Annotated in this window: 23 protein-coding genes; 15 read left to right on the top strand and 8 right to left on the bottom strand. The window is 70.5% G+C overall.

Annotation, left to right across the window (positions count from 1 at the left end; all coding sequences use genetic code 11):
- Position 1 precedes the first annotated feature (1 nt).
- The 4 genes from chrA to U5O44_RS18720 all read right to left on the bottom strand — a co-directional run bounded on the left by chrA (position 2) and on the right by U5O44_RS18720 (position 3803).
- Complete coding sequence (gene chrA / locus U5O44_RS18735) at positions 2 to 1342, bottom strand: chromate efflux transporter (RefSeq protein ID WP_322589915.1); 1341 nt, start codon at positions 1340 to 1342, stop codon at positions 2 to 4.
- Positions 1326 to 1820 (bottom strand): hypothetical protein, encoded by a 495-nt coding sequence (locus tag U5O44_RS18730; protein WP_322589914.1) that lies wholly within the window; start codon positions 1818 to 1820, stop codon positions 1326 to 1328. Before U5O44_RS18730 ends, chrA begins: the two co-directional genes overlap by 17 nt.
- 162 nt (positions 1821 to 1982) lie before the next feature.
- Positions 1983 to 2750: a LytR/AlgR family response regulator transcription factor gene (locus U5O44_RS18725; protein WP_322589913.1), complete on the bottom strand. Its 768-nt coding sequence runs from the start codon at positions 2748 to 2750 to the stop codon at positions 1983 to 1985.
- A gap of 24 nt (positions 2751 to 2774) precedes the next feature.
- Positions 2775 to 3803, bottom strand: a complete 1029-nt coding sequence (locus U5O44_RS18720) for a sensor histidine kinase (protein WP_322589912.1) — start codon at positions 3801 to 3803, stop codon at positions 2775 to 2777.
- A gap of 74 nt (positions 3804 to 3877) precedes the next feature.
- Between U5O44_RS18720 and argH the strand changes: the two genes are divergently transcribed.
- From argH to U5O44_RS18645, 15 genes are all read left to right on the top strand, one after another.
- Positions 3878 to 5308, top strand: a complete 1431-nt coding sequence (gene argH / locus U5O44_RS18715) for an argininosuccinate lyase (RefSeq protein ID WP_322589911.1) — start codon at positions 3878 to 3880, stop codon at positions 5306 to 5308.
- Positions 5309 to 5413: 105 nt separating this feature from the next.
- Entirely contained in the window at positions 5414 to 6352 is a 939-nt protein-coding gene (locus tag U5O44_RS18710; RefSeq protein WP_322589910.1) for a hypothetical protein, read from the top strand.
- 17 nt (positions 6353 to 6369) lie between these two features.
- A complete protein-coding gene (locus U5O44_RS18705; RefSeq protein WP_322589909.1) occupies positions 6370 to 6990 on the top strand; it encodes a PilN domain-containing protein in 621 nt (206 codons plus the stop codon).
- Positions 6987 to 7640, top strand: a complete 654-nt coding sequence (locus U5O44_RS18700) for a hypothetical protein (protein ID WP_322589908.1) — start codon at positions 6987 to 6989, stop codon at positions 7638 to 7640. Before U5O44_RS18705 ends, U5O44_RS18700 begins: the two co-directional genes overlap by 4 nt.
- Entirely contained in the window at positions 7640 to 8176 is a 537-nt protein-coding gene (locus U5O44_RS18695) for a hypothetical protein (protein ID WP_322589907.1), read from the top strand. The genes U5O44_RS18700 and U5O44_RS18695 overlap by 1 nt, the downstream gene beginning before the upstream one ends.
- Positions 8176 to 9864 (top strand): pilus (MSHA type) biogenesis protein MshL, encoded by a 1689-nt coding sequence (mshL, locus tag U5O44_RS18690; protein WP_322589906.1) that lies wholly within the window; start codon positions 8176 to 8178, stop codon positions 9862 to 9864. Before U5O44_RS18695 ends, mshL begins: the two co-directional genes overlap by 1 nt.
- Before the next feature lie 15 nt (positions 9865 to 9879).
- Complete coding sequence (locus U5O44_RS18685) at positions 9880 to 11601, top strand: GspE/PulE family protein (protein ID WP_322589905.1); 1722 nt, start codon at positions 9880 to 9882, stop codon at positions 11599 to 11601.
- 7 nt (positions 11602 to 11608) lie between these two features.
- On the top strand, positions 11609 to 12886 hold the full coding sequence (locus U5O44_RS18680) for a type II secretion system F family protein (RefSeq protein ID WP_322589904.1): 1278 nt from the start codon (positions 11609 to 11611) through the stop codon (positions 12884 to 12886).
- A gap of 140 nt (positions 12887 to 13026) precedes the next feature.
- A complete protein-coding gene (locus tag U5O44_RS18675; protein WP_322589903.1) occupies positions 13027 to 13416 on the top strand; it encodes a type II secretion system protein in 390 nt (129 codons plus the stop codon).
- A 35-nt stretch (positions 13417 to 13451) separates the two neighbouring features.
- A complete protein-coding gene (locus U5O44_RS18670) occupies positions 13452 to 16787 on the top strand; it encodes a LamG domain-containing protein (RefSeq protein ID WP_322589902.1) in 3336 nt (1111 codons plus the stop codon).
- Positions 16788 to 16811: 24 nt separating this feature from the next.
- A complete protein-coding gene (locus U5O44_RS18665) occupies positions 16812 to 17300 on the top strand; it encodes a pilus assembly FimT family protein (protein ID WP_322589901.1) in 489 nt (162 codons plus the stop codon).
- A 10-nt stretch (positions 17301 to 17310) separates the two neighbouring features.
- The gene (locus U5O44_RS18660) at positions 17311 to 17760 is read left to right on the top strand and encodes a type IV pilus modification PilV family protein (RefSeq protein WP_322589900.1); all 450 of its coding nucleotides are present in this window, start codon (positions 17311 to 17313) and stop codon (positions 17758 to 17760) included.
- Positions 17750 to 18649 carry a type II secretion system protein gene (locus U5O44_RS18655; RefSeq protein WP_322589899.1) on the top strand — a complete coding sequence of 300 codons (900 nt, stop codon included), beginning with the start codon at positions 17750 to 17752 and terminating at the stop codon, positions 18647 to 18649. Before U5O44_RS18660 ends, U5O44_RS18655 begins: the two co-directional genes overlap by 11 nt.
- Positions 18646 to 19101 (top strand): MSHA biogenesis protein MshP, encoded by a 456-nt coding sequence (locus U5O44_RS18650; protein ID WP_322589898.1) that lies wholly within the window; start codon positions 18646 to 18648, stop codon positions 19099 to 19101. Before U5O44_RS18655 ends, U5O44_RS18650 begins: the two co-directional genes overlap by 4 nt.
- Positions 19102 to 19135: 34 nt before the next feature.
- The gene (locus tag U5O44_RS18645; protein WP_322589897.1) at positions 19136 to 19471 is read left to right on the top strand and encodes a YkgJ family cysteine cluster protein; all 336 of its coding nucleotides are present in this window, start codon (positions 19136 to 19138) and stop codon (positions 19469 to 19471) included.
- 30 nt (positions 19472 to 19501) lie between these two features.
- On the opposite strand, the gene U5O44_RS18640 is transcribed toward U5O44_RS18645, so the two are convergent.
- The 4 genes from U5O44_RS18640 to U5O44_RS18625 are packed head-to-tail and all read right to left on the bottom strand — an operon-like array spanning position 19502 to position 21991.
- Positions 19502 to 19858, bottom strand: coding sequence for a translation initiation factor Sui1 (locus U5O44_RS18640; RefSeq protein WP_322589896.1), 357 nt, complete (start codon positions 19856 to 19858; stop codon positions 19502 to 19504).
- 5 nt (positions 19859 to 19863) lie between these two features.
- The gene (locus tag U5O44_RS18635) at positions 19864 to 20691 is read right to left on the bottom strand and encodes a peptidoglycan DD-metalloendopeptidase family protein (RefSeq protein WP_322589895.1); all 828 of its coding nucleotides are present in this window, start codon (positions 20689 to 20691) and stop codon (positions 19864 to 19866) included.
- The gene (locus U5O44_RS18630; protein WP_322589894.1) at positions 20688 to 21257 is read right to left on the bottom strand and encodes a hemerythrin domain-containing protein; all 570 of its coding nucleotides are present in this window, start codon (positions 21255 to 21257) and stop codon (positions 20688 to 20690) included. Before U5O44_RS18630 ends, U5O44_RS18635 begins: the two co-directional genes overlap by 4 nt.
- Complete coding sequence (locus tag U5O44_RS18625; RefSeq protein ID WP_322589893.1) at positions 21254 to 21991, bottom strand: hypothetical protein; 738 nt, start codon at positions 21989 to 21991, stop codon at positions 21254 to 21256. Before U5O44_RS18625 ends, U5O44_RS18630 begins: the two co-directional genes overlap by 4 nt.
- Between the last annotated feature and the right edge of the window lie 55 nt (positions 21992 to 22046).

Below are 22046 nucleotides of genomic sequence, written 5' to 3'. Positions count from 1 at the left end.
ATCAGACCAGACTCCGCAGCAGCCCCACCCCGGCGCAGACCGCGAGCACCGTCATGACGTCCTGCCGGTAGCGCCACAGCGCCACGAAGGCGCCTACCGCCAAGGCGGCCGAGAACACCGCGATGCCCCCCGAGAACGGTGCCTCGGCCGTCGCCCTCGGCCAGACGACATGCCAGCCGAAAAACACCGCGAGGTTCAGGATCACGCCGACCACCGCCGCCGTGATGCCGGTCAGCGGTGCGGTGAACTTCAGGTTGCCGCGGGTCGATTCGACCAGCGGCGCTCCCGCCAGGATGAAGACGAAGCTCGGCAGGAAGGTGAAGAAAGTCGCGACCGCAGCCCCCGCCAGCCCGGCCACCGCCAGCGCTTCCGGACCGAAGACCTCCTTGGTCCAGGCGCCGACAAAGCCGACGAAGGCCACCACCATGATCAGCGGCCCCGGCGTGCTCTCGCCCAGCGCCAGCCCGTCCATCATCTGCGGGCCGGTCAGCCAGCCGTGGGTCTCGACGCCGCCCTGGTAGACATAGGGCAGTACCGCATAGGCGCCGCCGAAGGTCAGCAAGGCCGCCTTGGTGAAGAAGATCCCCATGTCGTGCAGCACCGGCTGGCCGAGCAGCAAGGCCACCATCCCGACCCACAGCCCGAGCGCCACGCCCAGCAGCAGCAGCAGATAGCCCCAGCGGAACCGCGCGTGTGGTGGGGCAGGCGTGTCGTCGTCGATCAGTGCAGGACCGTGGCGCGGCTTCGCGGCGCCCTGCCCGCCGCCGCCGGTCTGGAAATACTGCGGCGCGATCCGTCCGCCGACCCAACCGATCAGCCCCGCCGCCAGCACGATGGCGGGAAACGGCACGCCGAAGCCGAACAGCGCGACGAAGGACAGCACCGCCATCGCCTGCAGCACCCGGTTCTTCAAGGCCCGCGCGCCGATCCGCCACGCCGCGAAGACCACGATGGCGACCACGGCCGGCTTGATGCCCTCGAAGATCCCCTTCACGGCCGGGACATCGCCGAACACCAGATAGACCCAGGTCAGCGCCGCCAGGAGGAACAGCGACGGCAGCACGAACAGCGTGCCCGCGACGATGCCGCCCCAGGTGCGGTGCAGCAGCCAGCCGAGGTAGATGGCGAGCTGCTGCGCCTCGGGGCCGGGCAGGACCATGCAGTAGTTCAGCGCGTGCAGGAAGCGCTGTTCGCTGATCCAGCGGCGCTTGTCCACCAGCTCGGCGTGCATCAACGCGATCTGTCCGGCGGGGCCGCCAAAACTGATGCAGCCGAGCTGCAGCCAATAGAAGAAGGCTTCCCGAAAGGTCGGGGGGGCAGGACGATCAGGAGACGGTGGCATGACAGTCTCGTTGCAAATGGGCGAGCAAGGCGCGGAACTCGATCGCATCCGGCCAGCTCCCCTGGTCATGCAGCACGGTGCCCGGGCCCTGGGGCTCCCCCTGTCCGGCCACCTGGCGCAATCCGACCACACGGTACAGCTCCGGCCCCTCTTCCAGCGCCTCTTCCAGCCCCTCGATCCGGATCTCGGTCCCGGACAGCGGAACCCGCACCACCTGGCTGCGGGCAAACCAGCGCCGCTCCTGGTATTCCATCTGCAGCCGGCATCCGGCGTCCAGCGTGTAATGCCAGCGCAGATGCGGACTGGTGTCCATGCCCATCTCATTGAGGCGCTGCATGCGCTGCGCCTGAGTCATGTCGACGGAACTTGGGGGAAAGTCAGCGTCATCGGGGCTGTTGGTCGGATACCCATCCAGGCAACCGACCAGCAAACAGACCAGCCCGAGCAGCCCGGGCGTGTGCCAGCGCATCCAGTTCATGGAGCGGCCCTCCCGCTTGCGGCGTCCAGTCCAGGGACATTGGGGTGCCGGAGCAATCCGGAAAATATGGAAATTTCCATGGCAAGACGTGGTAACCCCGAAAACAGCGATCCATGTTGGCCGCATGGTGGCGCGCAGTGTAAAGGTCATGGGGTGATGCCGTTACAAGCCCTCCGCGGCCAGCATCTCGCGCACCGCGACCAGCTGCCGACGCGACACCGCCAGCCACTCGTCGGTCAGCGCGATGCGCACGGCCCAGCCTTCGGCTCCCTCGCCGTCGTCGCGCCGCTCCAATGCCACCACGGCGTTGCGCGCCACCAGCGCGTTGCGGTGGATGCGCAGGAAACGCTCGCCGACCCGCTCCTCCAGCTCCGCCAGCGACTCGTCCAGCAGCAGCGCCCGCCGCGCGGTGCGCAGGGTGACGTATTTCAGTTCGGCCTTCAGGTAGAGCACCTCGGCCAGCGGCACCCGCAGCAGCTCGCCCCGCTCGTGCACGACGATCACCGGCGTGTGCACCGCAGGGTCCAGCGGCGCCGGCGCACTGGCCACAAAACCCTGCTGCCGCTGGGCCACCCGCAGCAGCGCCGCCTGCAGACGCTGGCGCCGCACGGGCTTGGTCAGGTAGTCGACGGCCTCGACCTCGAAGGCCGCCAGCGCGTGTTCGGAATGGGCCGTGACGAAGATGACCGCCGGCGCACGCGGCAGATCCTGCAGGCGAGCCGCGAGCTGCAGGCCGTCCATGCCGGGCATGTGGATGTCGAGCAGCACGACATCCGCCTGGTGCAGGGTCAGCCAGTGCAGTGCGGCCGGCGCAGAGCTGGCCTCGCCGGCCACCACGCAGGCCGGGTCCACGCAGTCGCCCAGCAGCGTGCGCAGGCGCAGGCGCGACAGGGCCTCATCGTCGACCAGCAACACACGCAGCACACTCATCGTCCAGTCCTCATGTCGCCGGCCTCATGGCGCTGTCCCGCGGCCCAGCGGAATCATCAGCCGCACCCGGAAACGCCCGCCCTCGATCGGTCCGGCCTCGAAGCGCATGTCCAGGTCGTGCAGCAGCGCCAGGCGCTCCCGCACGTTGTGCAGCGCCATGCCGTGGCCCTTGCGCGGCTTGCCTTCGGGCACGGTGTTGGTGATGGTGACCAGCGCCCGGCCGTGGTGGGCCTGGGCGCGGATACGGATGTCGCCGCCCGTGGGCGAAGGCTCGACGCCATGCTTGACCGCGTTCTCCACCAGCGGCTGCAGCAGCAGGGACGGCACCCGGGCACTGGCCACCAGCGGGTCGATCTTCCAGCGCACCTGGAGCCGCTCGCCGAAACGCACCTGCTCGATGGCCAGATAGCGCTGCGCCAGCTCGACCTCCTCGCCCAGCGTCACCCGCTCGCCCGAGCCGACCAGCGCCGCACGGAACAGCTCCGACAGGTCTTCCAGCACCGCCTCGGCCTGCGCCGGATCGACCCGCACCAGCGCGATCGCGCTGTTGAGCGCGTTGAAGAGGAAATGCGGCCGGATGCGCGACTGCAGCTCGGCCAGCCGCGCCTGCGTGCCGGCGGGCAGGCGCAGCCGGGTGCGCTGGCGCAGCCAGTGGAACACCGCAGCGGACAGCGCCGCGCCGCTGCCCAGCGTGGCGATGGCGCCGGGCCAGTCCTCGCCCATCTGGTCGAGCACGACCAGCAGCACCCAGGCCATCGCCCCACAGGCCAGCCCCAGCCCGCACACCGCCAGCCACTGCACCCCCAGCGCCACGCCCCCCCGCGCCACCCGGCCCAGCGCACACACGGCCAGCAACCACACCAGCGTCGCCGGCAGCACCGCCGCGACGACCACCGACACATCCACCAGCCACTGGCGCAGCGAATCCGCCCGGAACCCCAGCCCCAGCGCCGCCACGCCATGCACGAACAGCAGCGTGCGCAGCACCACCCCGGCCTGGCAGACATCGTCGGGCAGCACGGAGGCGTCGGAAGGAACAGGTTCAGCGGGCACGGTCAGGGTCGGTCTCTACAATCCGGGCAGATTCCGCGATTGTCCCCTCCCCGAGCCTCTGCCGAACCCTCCCGATGAGCACCCACCAACTCGACAAGAAGTCGCAAGCCTGGTCCGCCCTGTTCTCCGAACCGATGAGCGAGCTGGTCAAGCGCTACACCTCCAGCGTCACCTTCGACAAGCGCCTCTGGCGCGCTGACATTGAGGGCAGCCTGGCCCACGCCGAGATGCTGGCCGCCCAGGGCATCATCGCCCCGCAGGATCTGGAGGACATCCAGCGCGGCATGGCGCAGATCCACGCCGAGATCAAGGCCGGCACCTTCGAGTGGAAGCTCGACCTCGAAGACGTCCACCTCAACATCGAGGCCCGCCTGACCACGCTGGTGGGCGACGCCGGCAAGCGGCTGCACACCGGCCGCAGCCGCAACGACCAGGTCGCCACCGACGTGCGCCTGTGGCTGCGCGACGAGATCGACGCCACCGCCGCGCTGCTCGACGACATGCAGCGCGCGCTCGTCCATGTCGCAGCGCAGAACGTCGAGGTGATCCTGCCCGGCTTCACGCACCTGCAGGTCGCGCAGCCCGTGAGCTTCGCGCACCATCTGCTGGCCTATGTCGAGATGTTCTCGCGCGACGCCGAGCGGCTCGCCGACCTTCGACGCCGCGTCAACCGCCTGCCGCTGGGCGCCGCCGCACTCGCCGGCACCAGCTACCCGCTCGACCGCGAGCGCGTGGCGCGCACGCTGGGCTTCGACGGCGTCTGCCAGAACAGCCTGGACGCCGTGAGCGACCGCGACTTCGCCATCGAGTTCACGTCGTTCGCGACGCTGGTGATGGTGCATGTGTCGCGGCTGGCCGAGGAGATCGTGGTCTGGATGAGCCAGAACTTCGGCTTCATCAACCTGTCGGACCGCTACTGCACCGGCTCGTCGATCATGCCGCAGAAGCGCAACCCGGATGTCGCCGAGCTGGCACGCGGCAAGTCCGGCCGGGTCGTCGGGCACCTGATGGGCCTCATCACGCTGATGAAGGGCCAGCCGCTGGCCTACAACAAGGACAACCAGGAAGACAAGGAGCCGCTGTTCGACACCGTGGACACGGTCAAGGACACGCTGCGCATCATGGCCGAGATGATCGGTGGCGAGGTCGCAGCGGACGGCGTGCGGGCGGGCGGCCTGTCGGTGAAGAAGGACGCGATGGAACGTGCCGCGCTGCGCGGCTACGCCACCGCCACCGACCTGGCCGATTACCTGGTGAAGAAGGGCCTGCCGTTCCGCGACGCGCACGAGGTCGTCGCCCACGCGGTGAAGACCGCGATCGCACTGGGCCAGGACCTGTCGGAGCTGCCGCTGGCGACGCTGCAGGGCTTTGACGTCCGCATCGGCGAGGACGTGTTCGAGGTGCTCAGCCTCACCGGCTCGCTCAACGCCCGCAATGTGCTGGGCGGCACGGCGCCGGTGCAGGTCCGCGCGCAGATCGAACGGCACCGCGCACGCCTGGGCTGACCCCTCCGAGCCCCTGAAGACGCGGCCCCTTGTGGCCGCGTTTTGCATCGCTTTTCCGGCTCTGGCACGGACTACGGCGCAGGCAGCATCGCCCCATCCTTTCTGATGGAGCGAAATTCCGTGTTCTCCTGGCTGCAACGACCCCGGCTGGACGGCTGGGTGACCGTGGTTCCCCACGGCACCACGGCCCAGGCGCTCTACCTGCAGTGGCCGGTGGACGGCCGGCCGCAAGTGCGCTGGGCCTGCCGTCTGGACTGGGCCAAGCCCCTGGACAGCCTGAGAACGCTCCGTCGCCAGCGCACGCTGCAGCGCCACCATCGGCTGCTGGTGCTGCAGCGCCACCAGTACCAGCTCCTGCCGACCGAAGCGCCCGAAGTGCCGCGCGAACACTGGCCGGACGCCGTGCGCTGGCAGCTGCGCGACCTGGTGAGCTTCCCCGTGGCCGATGCGCAGATCGACCTGCTGGAGATTCCCGCCGAGACCAACCAGCGCGGGCGCCCTTCGGTGCTGGCCGCACTGGCGCCGCGGCAGGAGATCGCGCCCATCGCCGAGACCGCCTTGCGCGCCCGGGCCCCCTGGAAGGTGATGGATCTGCCGGAAACCGCGCTGCGCAACCTCGCCGCGCTGCTGGAGGAGCCGGGCCGCGGCGTCGCGCTGCTGCTGATCGACGACGACCATTGCACGCTGGTGATCACCGCCAGCGGCGAGCTGCTGCAGTCGCGCCACATCGACGTGACCGCAGCGCAGATCGCCGACGCGGATGACACGCTGCGCCAGCAGGCCTTCGACCGCGCAGGCCTGGAGCTGCAGCGCACGCTCGACAGCTTCGAGCGCCTGTTCAGCCGTGTCACGCTGTCGCGGCTGGTGGTGGCCAACGACCGCTCGGACGCCTTCGCCGACTATGTGCGCGATCTGCTCTATGTGCCCGTCGTGCGCCTGCGCATCGAGGACTGCATCGACTTCGGTGGCGCCGATCTCGACAGCGGACTGACCCCGGACACCGTGTCGCCCATCGCCATCGGCGCGGCGCTGCGCCGCCTCTGATCCGCCGGCCCTCCGCCATGCCGCAGCAACTCAACCTCTACGCCCGCAGCCTCTGCCAGAGCCAGCAGCCCAATGCGCTCGGGACGCTGCTGCTCTGGCAGGGTGCGCTGATCGCCGTGGCGTTGGCCGCCGGCGCCGCACTGCAGTGGAACACCCGCCAGATCCACGGTGACACGCTCCAGCTCGTGGCGCAGACGGACGCCAGACGGGCCAGCCTGCTGCCGGGTGCCGCCAGCAGCACCGAGCAGGAGGCACAGGCACGACTTCAGCGCCTGCGCGACCGCGAGTCGGCGGTCCAGCGCCTGCAGGGGCTGCTGGCCAATGGCAGCGCCGGGCGGCGCGAGGGCTATGCGGACCATCTGGAAGCCCTGGCCCGCCAGGCCCACCCGGCGGTCTGGATCACCGGCTTGACGCTGCAGGGCAGCGACGACGCCATCGAGATCCGCGGTCGCATGACCGACCCCGCGGCATTGCCCGACTACCTGCGCGGCCTGCAGGCCGAGCCGCAGTTCAAGGGACGCCCGTTCGCCACGCTACAGATCCGCCGCGGCGACATCCCGGCCCCCGAGTTCAGTGAATTCACACTGTCCAGCCAGCCCCCCCGTGGCGGCGATACCCCCTCCGCCAACAAGCCATGACACCCACCCTCCCCCCCTCCGGCGCCGCCGCCCGATGGCAGTCGCTGGACCGGCGCTACCAGGCGCTCAACAAGCGTGAACGCGCGCTGGTGGCCTTGTGCTGCACCGTGGTGCTGGGCATGGCGGTCGACAGCCTGTGGGTCACCCCGGCCTGGAAGGCCTGGCAGCAGGCGCGTCAGCTGCGCCAGCAGTCCGCACAGACGCTGCAGGCCCTGGACACCAGCATCGCCACCCTGCAGCAGCGCAAGGAACTCGACAGCCGCCAGATCCAGGCCGAACTCGCCGCCCTGCAGGCCCGCAATGCCCAGGCCGACGCCGAGGGCCGCACCAGCGACCTGGTGGGTCCGGCCGAGATGCTGCCGCTGCTGGAGCAGCTGCTCGGCCGCCACGCGGGTCTGCAGCTGCGCAGCCTGCAGTCGCTGGGCCGCGTCCCGCTCGGCCAGGGCACACCGGCGCTGTACCGCCACGGCGTGGAGCTGACGGTGGAAGGCCGCTACGCCGATCTGCTGGCCTACCTCCGGACGCTGGAAGCCTCGCCGCAGCGCCTGCTGTGGGGCAGCCTGCAGCTGAAGGTGCTCCAGCATCCCCAGGTGCTGCTCACGCTGCGCCTGCACACGCTGAGCACCGACGCCCACTGGGTGGAGATCTGATGACCATGACGGCCCAGGCTCGCCTGCTGATGTTCGCCCCGCTGCTGTCCGCCCTGCTGTCGGCGGTGCTGTGGGTCTTGCTGTCGGGCGGCGCGGCGCAGGCGGCCCTGCCCGATCCGACCCGCCCGCCCGCCGGACTGGCCAGCGCCCTGCCCGACGCGGCGCCACCGCCCGTGCGCATGGGCATCGTGGCGCCCGTCGAGGGCTCGGCTGCGGCGGCACGTCCACAGCGGCCGGCGCCGGCCGTGGCCGTTGCGGTGCCGCGGGTCCAGGCCCTGCAGTTCCCCAGCGACACACGCTCCGGCAGCCCGAGCGCCTTGATCGACGGGCGGCTGGTGCGCACCGGCGACCGCCTCGGCGACGCCACCGTGCAGGAAATCCGCCCCGACGGCGTCTGGCTGCGTCTGTCGCGCGGCGGCACGCAGTGGCTGGGGCTGTTCACCCTGGTCGAAGCGCCGGCCGCCGACCCGCTGACGGCGAACGCGCACGGGAACACGACGGCGCCTGGGCAGAACGCCCCACGCAAGGAACCTTGATGGCCACGACTGCACCTCTCCGCCTGAGCGGCTTGATCCGCCCGATCCGACCAGCACTCGCCGCCACCGTGGTCCTGGGCGGCCTGTTCGGGCTGGCCGGTCCGGCACGCTCGGCTCCGGCCACCCCTCCGGCCATCACCGTCGCCACCACCCCGGCGACCGTGCCCCCCCCGGCCTCGGCCGAAAACCGCTTCGACCTGTCCGTCAACCAGGCCCCCGCAGGCCAGGTGTTCCTGCAGATCGCAGCGGGTTCTGCCTGGCAAGTCCTGCTGTCGCCGGAGGTGACGGGCTCGGTCTCGCTCAGCCTGCGCGACACCACGGTGATGGAGGCGCTGGACGCCATGCGCGAGCTGTACGGTTTCCATTACCGCATCAGCGGGCGGCGCATCTTCGTGCAGCCCAATACCGTGCAGACCCGGGTCTTCCGCGTCAACTACCTGCCCGGCCGGCGCCAGGGCACCAGCGACATCCGCGTCACCTCCAGCTCGATCGGGCAGGTGGGCGGCGGCGGCGCAGGACAGGTGGCCAACGCCAATGGCGGCAACAACGGCAATGGCAACGGCAGCAGCGGTGGCGGGAACAACGGCCCCGTGCCGGGCAGCCGCCAGGACGACACCGCCCATGTCCGCACCAGCTCGGACACCGACTTCTGGCGCGACGTACAGAACTCGCTCACCGCCCTGCTGCCCACCGAGGTGAGCGGCAGCCAGCGGCGCCAGGTCATCGTCAATGCCGCGGCTGGCGTCGTCGTGGTGCGGGCCACGCCGCTGGAGCTGCGCCAGATCACGCAGTACCTGGACGCGGTGCAGCTCAGTGTCGACCGCCAGGTGATGCTCGAAGCCAAGATCCTCGAAGTCGAGCTGAGCAAGGACGCGCAGACCGGCGTGAACTGGAGCGCCTTCGGCAATTTCCTCAACGGCGCCCTCAACCTGACCGCGCTGGCCCCCGGCATCACCTTGTCCGGCACGGGCCAGATCGACGTGTCGGCTGCCACGACCTCGGCCGCCACCGCCGGCAAAGCCTTCTACGGCGTGGCCTTCCAGCGCGCGAACTTTTCCACCCTGCTGACCTTCCTGGAGACGCAGGGCAAGGTGCAGGTGCTCTCCAGCCCGCGCATCGCCACCATCAACAACCAGAAGGCCGTGCTCAAGGTCGGCTCGGACGAGCTGTATGTCACCGGCGTGTCCTCGACGATCAGCTCCACAGGATCCTCCACCACCTCGGTGCCGTCGGTGACGCTGCAGCCCTTCTTCTCGGGCATCGCGCTCGACGTGACGCCGCAGATCGACAAGGACGGCATGGTGATGCTGCATGTCCATCCCTCGATCAGCACCGTCACCGAGAAGCAGAAGTCGATCAACCTCGGCTCGCTGGGCTCCTACAAGCTGCCGCTGGCGGCCAGCACGATCAGCGAGACGGACTCCATCGTGCGGGTCCGGGACGGCCAGATCGTCGCCATCGGCGGCCTGATGCAGCAGGAGCAGCGCGAGGAGAGCAGCCAGGTGCCGGGCCTGGGCGACACGCCCGTCGTCGGCGGCCTGTTCCGCCAGAAGTCGACCGTGATGCGCAAGCGCGAGCTGGTCATCCTGATGAAGACCACCGTGATCCAGGAAGACAGTGCCTGGCCGGAGGCGGATGCCCGCGTCCCGAACGCCAGCATCACACCCTTCCCTGCCCCCGCACGCTGACAGGACGGCCCCCGCATGGCACGACCGGAACGCATTCGACTCGGTGACCTGCTGGTCCAGCAGGGCCTGATCACCGCCGAGCAGCTCACCGAGGCGCTGACCTCGCAGCGCAGCTCGGGGCGCAAGCTCGGCCGCGTCTTCATCGACAGCGGCTGGGTCAACGAAGTGCAGATCGCGCAGGCGCTGGCACGGCAGCTGCGCGCGCCTTACCTCGATCTGGCCAAACGCTCGGTGCGCCCGGAAGTCGCCCGGCTGCTGCCCGAAGTGCAGGCACGCCGGCTGCGCGCCATGGTGCTGGACGAAACCACCACGGGCGTGCGCATCGGCATGGCCGACCCGACCGACCTGACCGCCTACGACGAGATCAGCCGCATCGTCCGGCGTGACATCGAGCTGATCGTCGTCGCCGAAAGCCAGCTGCTGGGGGCCATCGACCGCTCTTACCGCAACACCGAGGCCATCGCCGGCCTGGCGCAGGAGCTGACCACCGAGCTGCGCAGCGTCGAGGACAGCCTGGGCGACCTGCTCGGCCTGAACACCGCCAGCGCCGAGGACGCGCCGGTCGTGCGGCTGCTGTATTCGGTGTTCGAGGAGGCGCTGCGTGTGCGGGCTTCGGACATCCACATCGAGCCGCAGCAAGGCTCGCTGCGCATCCGCTTCCGCATCGACGGCGTGCTGCATGTGCAGACCGAGGCCGATGCCAAGATCGCCGCCGCGGTGGCGCTGCGGCTGAAGCTGATGTCGGGGCTGGACATCTCCGAGCGCCGGCTGCCGCAGGACGGCCGCTTCGCGGTGACGCTGCGCAGCGGCGCGATCGACGTGCGCATCTCGACCATGCCGACGCAGCACGGCGAGTCGATCGTGATGCGGCTGCTGAACCAGAGTTCGGGCCTGCTGTCGATCGACCACCTGAACCTGCCGCCGCGGGTGGCCGAGGCGCTGCGCCGCGCCATCGCCAAGCCCAACGGCATGGTGCTCGTCACCGGCCCGACCGGCAGCGGCAAGACCACCACGCTCTACGCCGCCCTGAACGCACTCAACAACAGCGAGCGCAAGATCATCACCGTGGAAGATCCGGTCGAGTACCGCCTGCCGGGTCTGAACCAGGTGCAGGTCCACGACAAGATCGACCTCGACTTCGCCCGCGTGCTGCGCGCCGCGCTGCGGCAGGATCCGGACGTGATCCTCGTCGGCGAGATGCGCGACCAGGCCACCGCCGAGATCGGCCTGCGCGCCGCCCTCACCGGCCACCTGGTGCTCTCGACGCTGCACACCAACGACGCCATGTCCACGCCCACCCGGCTGATCGACATGGGCGTGCCGCGCTACATGGTGGCGATGTCGCTGCAGATGGTGCTGGCGCAGCGGCTGGTGCGGGTGATCTGTCCGCACTGCGCCGAGGTCCACAGGCCCGACGCCCATGAGCTGGCGTGGCTGGAGACGCAGTGCGGCCGCGCCGTCGATGCCGCGCCGCTGCGCCGTGGCGCCGGTTGCAATGAATGCAGCCACACCGGCTTCAGCGGGCGCACCGGCGTCTACGAGATCCTGGAGATGACCCGCGAGCTGGTCGAGGCCATGAACCATGGCGATCCGCTGACCTTCGCGCAGGTCGCGAGGCGACAGATGGCGGGCCACACCCTCGGCCACGATGCGGCACGGCTGGTGCTAGCCGGCAAGACCACGGTCGCGGAAGCCATGCGCGTGAGCCACCAGATGGCGGAAGGACCGGCGGGGTGAGGCCGTGATGCAGCGTTTCGCCTGGACCGGGCACTCCTCGCAGGGTACGACCAGCGGCACGATCGAGGCCAGCCATGCCTCGGCCGCCGCGGAAGCCCTGATCGGCCGCGGCATCACGCCGCTGACCATCCGCGCCGCCAGCCCGTCCGGCGACGCGGGTGGCGGTGGCGCGGGCAGCGGCAGTGGTGGCGGCGACGCCATGACCACCCTGCGCAGCTGGCTGCCGGCCGACCTGTTCGACAAGAAGGTGGACCCGGTCGATCTGCTGGTCTTCAGCCGCCAGCTGAACACCCTGCTGCGCGCGGGCGTGCCGATCCTGCGGGCGCTGATGGGTCTGCAGGAGACGGCCACCAGCGACAAGATGAAGACGACGCTGGCGGAGGTGCGCCGCAGCCTGGAGTCCGGCATCGCGCTGTCGATGTCGCTGGCGCAGCACCCGCGGGTGTTCGACAACTTCTACATCGCGCTGGTCCGCGTCGGCGAGATGACCGGCCGGCTCGACGAGATCTTCCTACGCCTGTTCCACCACCAGGAGTTCGAGCTGTTCATGCGCCAGCAGGTCAAGTCGGCGCTGCGCTACCCGAGCTTCGTGGTCAGCGCCATGGTGGCGGCCATCGTGGTGATCAACGTGATGGTGATCCCGGCATTCGCCACCGTGTTCCAGAACGCGGGCGTCACCCTGCCGCTGGCCACCCGCATCCTGCTGGCCACCTCGCGGTTCACGCTGGACTACGGCGCCTTCCTGCTGCTCGGGGCTGGCGCCGCCGTCGTGGTCCTGCGGGCGTGGATCGCCACCCCCGAGGGCCGCCTGCGCTGGGACGGCTGGATGCTGCGCATTCCCGTGGCCGGCAAGATCGTGCGCAAGGCGATGCTGGCGCGTTTCGCCCGCAGCTTCTCGCTGTCGCTGAAGAGCGGCGTGCCGATCTCGCAGGCGCTGACCGTCGTCGCCCAGACCGTGGACAACCAGCACATCGCCCGCCGCATCGACGGCATGCGCGAGAGCGTGGAGCGCGGCGAGTCCGTGCTGCGCGCCGCCGCCGTCACCGGCATCTTCACGCCGGTGGTGCTGCAGATGCTGGCCGTCGGCGAGGAGACCGGCGCCATCGACGAGCTGCTCGAAGAGGTCTGCGATCTCTACAACAACGAGGTCCAGTACGAGCTGAAGACGCTCAGCGCGCAGCTGGAGCCGATCCTGATCGTCTTCCTCGGCGTGCTGGTGCTGATCCTGGCGCTCGGCGTGTTCCTGCCGGTCTGGGATCTGGGCCGCACGGCATTTGCCAAATGAAGCGAACAGGTGCCAGTTCAAGCACGCCTCGGCCCTCAAGTCAAGGCCCACCTTTGCCGAAATGGGCAGGCATGGGCACCCCAAGGCCTGCACAGCGCACCACATCCGACCACGACCCGAACATACCCAGGAGCACCTCCATGAAATCACGTCAAGCCGGCTTCACGATGATCGAGTTGATCGTCGTCATCGTCATCCTCGGTGTGCTCGCGGCCACTGCACTGCCGAAGTTCATCGACATGAAGTCCGACGCCCAGGCGGCCAGCACGGCAGGGGTCGCCGGCGCTGCGGCGTCGGCGATGAACCTGAACTACGCCGGCTGCATGCTCATGAACAATGTCGTCACGGCCAACAAGTGCGTCGCGGTCAGCACCTGCGCCCATGCCTCCAGCCTGCTGCAAGGCGGCCTGCCGACAGGCTACACCCTGGGCGGCACCGACCCGGGCACCACCAACGGCAGCACCTCGACCTGCACGGTGACGGCCGGCGGACAGACGGCCAACTTCACCGCGATCGCCGCGGGCAACTGAGCCTGACGGACCGAGCGGGCCGGCGGCAGCACACCGTGGCGGGACTTCTGTGGCGCCTGCTGAGGCAGCGGTCATGGCCGCTGTGGTGGCTGTGCCTGCTGCCGGGCCTGGTCCACGCCGGCACCTATGCCCCCCGCAGCGACACCTACGCCTGGGAATCGACCGCCAACGCGGTGACCTGGTCCCGTGCCTGCACCGACTACCCGGTAGACGATGACCAGATGACCATCAGCTTCACGGGTGGATTCCGGTTCAGGCTGGCGGGCACCAACTACACCAGCGTGCGCATCCTCTCGAATGGCATGCTGCAGTTCGGCACCGACAACGGTCTGTTCCGCATCTTCACGAACACCACGCTGCCAGCGGGTGCCGTGGCGGCCCGCACCGGCTGCACCTCGGGCGCCACCGCCAACACCCTGATGGCGTACTGGACGGACCTGAATCCGGCGGAAGGCGGAACCGTCACCTGGGAGCAAAAGGGAACAGCACCGAACCGGTATTTCGTGGTGTCCTGGAACGACGTGTTCCAGTACAACACCAGCACGCCGTACACCTTCCAGATCATCCTGTACGAAAACGGCGAGTTCAAATACCAGTACGCCAACGACAACGCCACGGGCTCGAACGCCACCATCGGCGTGCAGATCAGCAGCACCGACTACACGCTCTACGCCTACAACACCGGCTACAACAGCAGCGGCAGCGCCATCCGCTGGTACATCCCGAGCACCCTGCCCTACCTGGTCGCGGACTTCCGCTTCGATGAATCGAGCTGGGCGGGTCTGGTCGGCGAGGTGAAGGACAGCACCGGCAACAGCAACCATGGCGTGCGTGTCGGTGCGGCCAGCAACACCGCCAGCGGCAAGATCTGCCGGGCCCTCTCGGTGCCGGCCAACACCGGGGCGACGATCGATGGGGTGGACTCCTCGGTGCAGGTCAGCTCCGTGCTCGGCTCCAAGGGCACGCTGTCGTTCTGGTACGCCGGCAACACCACCTGGGCGGGCACCACCGGTGTGCTGATGGATGCCACCACCCGCGCCAACCGGCCCTTCCACCTGTCGGTCCAGGCCGGTGTGCTGAAGTTCATGGTGTCCGACAGCGCTGGCAACATCCTCACCGCCAGCAGCCCGGCCCAGACGGTCGCCGCCAACACCTGGACCCACATCACCGCGATCTGGTCGCTCACAGGGGTGGCCGCCCAGAGCACGCTGACACTGCTGGTCAACGGCAGCCAGGTCGCCACCGTGTCCGGCACCACCAACGGCCTGATCGACGCATCGATCGGCACGCTGATGCTGGGCGACAACCGCAGCGCGGTGACTTCCACCGGCGGCACGCTGAACTCCGCCAACGGCCGGCTCGACGAGGTCCGGCTCTACAACTACGCCCTCACGCCGGTCCAGGCGCTGGCCGATGTCAACCAGACCCATGCCTGCCCGACCTCGCTCGACCACCTCGAACTCCGCCACGCCAGCGGCACCGGCGTGACCTGTGCTCCGTCGACGCTGACGGTGGTGGCCTGCCAGGACGCCAGCTGCAGCACGCCCTACACCGGCGGCGTCTCGGCCACGCTGTCCGCCAGTGCCAGTGCCGGTGTCGTCTGGCCCGACGGCATGGTCGTCAACATCGCCAGCGGCAGCAGCGCGGCCGATGTCCGGGTCCAGTACACCACGGCGGGCAGCACCGTCCTGTCCGCCACCGCCAGCGCCCCCACGGCCAGCCGCGCCACCAGCTGCAACTTCGGCAGCCCCGCCTGCACCTACACCGCCAGCGCCAGCGGCCTGCTGCTCAGTGCCCCGAACCACCTCGCCGAGAGCAGCGGCAACCTGCTGACCGTGCGGGCCGTGCGCGCGTCGGACAACAGCAACCAGTGCGTGCCAGCGTTCACTGGCACCAAGTCGATCCGGCTGCAGTACGCCTACCAGAATCCGGCCACCGGGACCGCGCCCGTGCGCATCGGCGGCACGGCCCTGAGCCCGGGCGGCAGCGACACGGCACTGACCTTCGACGCCACCGGAACCGCCACCGCGGCCCTGGCCTACGCCGACGTCGGCCAGGTTCAGCTTACCGGCACCTACACCGGCAGCGCCGCCAGCAACGACACGGGCCTGTCGATGACCGGCAGCACCAGCTTCATCGCCGCGCCGGCCTCGTTCGAGTTCACCAGCGTGCCGACCGGCACCACCAAGGCCGGCAACGCCTTCTCGGCCACGCTGCGCGCCCGCAACAGCGCCGGCAACACGACGCCCAACTTCGGCCGCGAGTCCCCCGCGCAGACCCCGACCCTCAGCCACATCAAGGCCGCGCCCACCGGCACGGGCAGCAGCAGCGGCACCTTCACCGGCAGCCTCGGCGCCTTCAGCAGCGGCAGCGCCACCGCCAGCAGCCTCGTCTGGAGCGAAGTCGGTCGCCTCGACCTGAAGGCCGACCTCGCCAGCTACCTCGGCACCGGCACCGCCGTCACCGGCACGACCGGCAGCGCCGGCACCGCCCTCGGCCGCTTCATCCCGCACCACTTTGACGTCAGCGCCACGCCCGCCTGCGGCAGCTTCAGCTACGCCGGCCAGCCCTTCACCATCTCCGTCATCGCCATGAACGGCCTGAGCACGCCCACCCGCACCGTCAACTACGACGGCAGCGGTGCACTCAGCCCCGCATTCGCCCAGAGCGTGACCCTCTCGGACGCGGCCGGTCTGGCCCTCGGCAGCTTCGGCAGCACAGCCACGCTCGCCGCCAGCCGGTTCAGCGCCGGTGTCGGCTCGACGACCAGCCTCGCCTACACCTACACCGACAAGCTCGGCGCACCCGGCAGCCTCACGCTGCGCGCGACCGATGCCGACAGCGTGTCCTCCAGCGGCTACCTGGAGCCGGCCATGCCGCTGCGCAGCGGGCGGCTGTGGCTGTCGAACGTCTTCGGCTCGGAAAAGGCCGCGCTGCAACTGCCCGTGCAGGCGCAGTACTGGACCGGCCGCGCCTGGGTACTCAACAGCGCCGACAGTTGCACCAGCGTGCTCGCCACGGCGGTCGTGCCCAGCGGCTACCTGAACTACAAGGGCAGCGCCACGGCATCCTGGACCACCACCCCCGGCGCCCTGACCATCCTCGGCGGCAACGGCACGATCAGCCTGTCCGCCCCCAGCCCGGCCGGCAGCACCGGCAGCGTGGACCTCGCCCTGAACCTCGGCAGCACGACGACCGACGCGAGTTGCCTGGCCAGCCACCCGGCCAGCACCGGCGCCGGCCTGCCCTGGCTGCGCGGACGCAACGGCAGCTGCGCGAGCACCTGGGACCGCGACCCCTCCGCCCGCGCCAGCTTCGGCATCGCCACGCCCGAGACACGCAAGACCGTGCATGTGCGCGAGCTGTACTGAGCCGCACCACCCCGTGCCGACCCGATGAGACCCCTCCGCCGCACAGCGCACCCACCGGCCGCCGGCTTCACGCTGCCCGAACTGCTCGGCGTGATCGTGCTCACCTCCGTGCTGGCGGTGTTCGCGATGCCGAGCCTGGACGGCGTGCTCGGCTTTCGTGACGAGGCGTGGCGCGGCGAGCTGATCGCGGCATTGCGCAACGGACGCCAGACCGCCGTCGCCCACCGCCGGCTCGTCTGCGTGACCATCGGCACCGGCGGGGTCAGCCTGCGCATCGCCGCGACCAACCCGGCCACTGCCTGCACCCACGCCCTCGTCGGTCCGGACGGACAGAGCGTCTACGCCGCCGGCAGTGGCACCACCACCACCCTCTCCCCCGCCGGCACCGTCTACTTCCAGCCCAGCGGCCGCGCCACCACCGACGCCGCCGGCACCACCACCGCCACCTGGCAGATCGGCATCACCGGCCAGACCGCCATCACGCTGCTCGGGGAGACCGGCCATGTCGAGTAGGCGGCACGGCATGCGTGACATGCGCGGCATGACGCTGATCGAGCTGGTGATCGCCATCCTGGTCCTCGGGGTCGGGCTGGCGGGCGTGATGCTCGCGTACTCGACCGTCACGCGCGGCGCGTCCGACCCGGTGGTCCACAAGCAGTTGCTGTCGATCGCCGAGGAAATGCTCGAAGAGATCCAGCTCAAGCCCTACGCCGCCGCCGCCAACGCCGCACCCGGCGGCTGCGCGCGCACCACCTGGAACGACCTGCAGGACTACCACGGCTACAGCACCACCAACCAGATCTGCACGATCGACGGCACCCCGATCAGCGCGCTGGCCGGCTACTCGGTCAGCGTCACCGTGCAGGCGGCCACGCTCGGCGGCATCTCGGCGGCACGGCGCATCGACGTGACCGTCCGCCGAGGCAACGACCGGCTGACCCTCACCGGCTGGCGGCTGGACTATGCGAGCTGAGGCACGCGCCGGCCGCGGTCCGCGTGGCTTCACGCTGCTGGAGCTGGTGCTGGTGATCGTCATCGGCGGCGTGATGGCGGCGTCGCTCACGGTGTTCTTCCGCCCGGCCTTCGACAGCTACCTGGCGACCCGCAACCGCGCCGATCTCTCCGCACAAGCCGATGCCGCGCTGCGCCGGCTGGTCGGCGAGGTGCGGCTGGCGGTGCCGAACTCGCTGCGCAGTCCGGACAGCCAGTGTGTCGAGCTGGTGCCGACGGTGGCCGGCGGCCGGCTGCGCATGGCCGCCGACACGGTCAACGACAGCGGCCCGGGCTGCGCGCCGTCGGCCACCTGCTCTGCGCCGCTGGACACCACGGCGCTGACCAGCACGCTCGATGTGCTCACGCCGCTGTCCACACTGCCGGCCGTCGGCGACTGGCTGGTCGTCGGCAACCAGTCGCCCAACGATGTCTACAGCGGCAGCACCCGCGCCGCCATCACCTCGCTCACCACCCCGACCGCCGCCTTCGGCCAGCACCGCATCGGCATCACGCCCACCCAGTTCCCGCTCGGCTACGACGGTGGCCGCTTCAGCGTGGTCAGCGCCAGCCAGCAGGCGGTGTTCTACGTCTGCAGCGGTGCCGACGGCTCGCTCGACGCCAGCGGCACCGCCCGCGGCACGCTGGTGCGCCTGTCCGGCTACGGCTTCAACACCGGCTACCCGGCCGCTTGCCCATCGGTCGCGGGCGGCCAGACCGTGCTCACCGGCCTGAGCCGCTGCACCATCACCTACGACCCCAACCAGGGCGCGACGCAGCAGAACGGCTTCGTCTACCTCCAGCTCGAACTGACCCGTCGCAATGAAAGCGTGACGCTGGTCGTCGGGGCCCATGTATCGAACGTGCCATGAAACAGTCGAATCGCCGTCCATCTGCAGGCTTCGGCGCGATCGCGGCCATCTTCGTGCTGGTGGTGCTGGCGAGCCTGGCGGCGGCCATCGTACGGCTCGGACAATCGACCCAGACCGGCTCGGCGCAGGACATCCTCGGCGCACGCGCCTGGACGGCTGCACGCGCCGGAACCGAGTGGGGCCTGTACCAGGCACTCAAGGGCAGCTGGAGCACCTGCAGCGGCGTCAGCCAGACGCTCGACCTGCGCGCCGACACCGGGGTGCGCGTCACGGTGCGCTGCTCGTCCAGCATCTACCAAGAGGGCCAGGACAGCACGGGGGCGGCCCAGACCGTGCGCCTCTACACGATCGACGCCGTCGCCTGCAACAGCACCAGCGCCTGCCCGGACAACGCCCGCGCTGTGCAGCCCGGCTACATCGAGCGCCGCCGGCAGGTGCAGGCGACGCAGTGAGCGCAGCGCGCGATCCGCTATCGTCACGCCCACGATGAGCGATGCCCCCAATCCCTGCCTGCGCTGCGGCGCCTGCTGCGCCAGTTTCCGCGTGGATTTCTCGACCCAGGAGCTGCAGTCCTGCGGCGGCTGCGTGCCCGACGGCCTCACCGTCGAAGTGAACGACGGCACCGCCCGCATGCGCGGCACCGACCATGCCCAGCCGCGCTGTGCCGCGCTGGTCGGCACCGTGGGCGTGCAGGCCGGCTGCGGGATCTACGAGTGGCGGCCGGGGCCGTGCCGCGAGTTCGGGATGCTGGCGCCGCTGGGGCGCGGGGACGATGCCTGCGCGCGGGCACGGCGGCGGCACGGGATGGCGCCGCTGGACTGATACCGACGCCGGCGCAGGCAGCCTCCGCGCTCAGCCACCGGCGCGCTTGACCTTCCAGCCCTTGGCTGCGAGCCAGGCGATGACCTTGTCGCAGTGGTCGCCCTGCACCTCGACCACACCATCCTTGACCGTGCCACCACTGCCGCAGGTCGCCTTGAGCGCCTTGGCCAGCGCGGTCAGCGCATCGCCCTCCAGCCCCAGCCCCTTCACCAGCGTCACGCCCTTGCCGGCGCGGCCCTTGGTCTCGCGCGACACGCGCACGATGCCGTCCGTGGACACCGACACCGCGGCCGGGCGGGAACACAGACACTGCAGCACCGGCTGGCGGCAATCGGGGCAGATGCGGCCAGCCTCGGTGGAGTAGACCAGTCGGGTGGAGGTCGGCATGGCGGTCAGAGTCCCAGGAACAGCGCCGGATCCACCATCACCCGGTTCAGGCTGACCGACCAATGCAGGTGCGGTCCGGTGACGCGGCCGGTGGCGCCGACGTCGGCGATGCGGTCCCCGGCGCGCACGAGGTCGCCGACCTTCACATGCACGGCCGAGAGGTGGCAGTACATCGTCAGGAAGCCGCCGCCGTGGTCGAGCCAGACCGTGCCGCCGTTGAAGAAGTAGTCGCCGACATCGGCCACCCGGCCCGCCGCGGGCGCCACCACGGGCGTGCCGGTCGGGGCGGCGATGTCCATGCCGCTGTGCGGGTTGCGCGACTGGCCATTGAAGACGCGGCGCAGCCCGAAGGAGCTGGAGCGCGCGCCCGGCACCGGCTGGCGCAGGCGCAGCGTGGCCGGCAGCGGCTCGCTGAAGGTGGCGATGACCTCGGCCTGGTGGGCGCGCTCGCGCTCGTGGCGGGCGAGGTTCTCGGCGCTGAGTTCGACGTGCTTCGGCGCCACGCTCAGGCGCTGCTCGGCATAGCGCATCGGTGCGATCGCGAAGGACTGGCGCCTGGCCGGCGCGCCCTCGCGCTGCACGGTGACCTCGTCCGCCCCCGCCTTGGCGCCCAGCGGCAGGCCGAGCACCGCGGTCCACTCGATCGGATCGCCCACCACCAGCACCGGCACGCCGGCGTGGCGCACCTGCGGCGGCTGGCTCGACGGCCCGAGCGACAAGGTGACCACACCGCCGGGCACGGCACGCGAGGTCGGCAGATCGGGCCCGGCCTCGGCCAGCCACGGCGCCAGGAGCGCGGCGGCCAGCACGGCCGCAGACAAGGAGGAGTTCATGTCGGCATCATGCCGCAGCGTCCGGGGCGGCGGCGGGCTGCCATCTCGGCGCCCATCGCCGCCAGCGTCGCGGTGTCCAGCACGGCCAGGACGAGCGGGTAGGCGCGCCCCTCCTCGCGGGCGATGTGGTCGGCGTAGAGCGCCGTGAACTCGGCCAGCGCCTGGGGTTGCGCAAACGCGGTCGCGGTCGCGGTCGGCTGCGCCTCGGCCCACTGCTGCAGCGGACCGCGCACCACGGCCCAGAGCATCTCCATCCGGCGGTGGTCGGCGATGAGCTGCTCGGCCAGCGCGCGCTGGGCAGCGTCCTTGCTGGCCAGCAGCGGCGGCAGGACATGCCGCTCCTCGTCCTGGTGGTGGTGTGGCGCGGCGAGGTCGAAGTAGCGCAGCACGTCGCGCGCCGCGCTGCGGGAGTCCTCGCAGTGGCCGTGGTCGCGCACATGCGCCACCAGCCGCGCCAGCAGCGACAGCGTGCGCTCGACGCGGTCGTGGCAGGCGTGCAGCATCTCGAACGGCTGGTCGAAGCCGACCGCGGGCGAGGCAAAACCGGGGAGCGCCGCGGTGCTCACGCCCACCTGCCTGGACGGTGGTCGCGGTCCAGTGCCATGGCCTGGTGCGCATTCAGTTCGGCCACCCACTGGTCGAACTGGTACGCATCCACCACCCTGCCCTCGCGCGGATCCTCGCGCCCGCAGTCGAGCACCACCTCGTCCGGCGCCCAGTGCAGCAGCTGCCGCAGGTGGGCGCGGCGCGGCGCGGCCATCAGCCCGACCTGCACGCCCATGCGCCGCAGACCGTCGAAGGCCCCCAGCAGGCGCCCCGGGGAGACGCGCTGCTGCCAGAGGTCGGCGCCCTGCGCGTCCGTGCCACGGGCGTCCAGCAGCACGCTGGCAAAGCCCAGCTGCGTCACCAGGCTCAGGCGCTGCACCCAGGCCGCGCCATCACCACGGTCGAGCGGCACCCGCAACATCGGTGTCACCGGCACACCTTCGCGGGCGAGTTGCCCAAGCTGGGTCAGCAGCAGCACGGAGGAAGGCCGCGCCGGCGCCGGCACCGGCACCCGCACCCGGTCCACACCGCAATCGGCCACCAGCCGCACGCGCAAGCGCACGGCGGACGGCGTCAGCGCCGCCAGCGGGCCGATGCCGGCGCCGACCACCACCCCATCACGCAGCAGCCGCAGCCGCGTCACCACCGCCCGGATCACCTCCGGCGCAGGCGACATCACTTCGACGCCCGCTGCCCCGGCCCGGACAGCCCGGGCCGCTTCGGCGGGATCGCGCACGCACAGTTGAAGGTTCATGGTCTTGTTACCCCGGATTCCCTGATTTCTCGGCCCGGATTGTCCACGACCCCAG

It is taken from the genome of Sphaerotilus sp. (genome assembly GCF_034519685.1).
Lineage (GTDB): Bacteria > Pseudomonadota > Gammaproteobacteria > Burkholderiales > Burkholderiaceae_C > Sphaerotilus.
The sequence above is the reverse complement of the archived record's forward strand: the minus strand, read 5'-3'. Positions and strand labels throughout refer to the sequence as shown.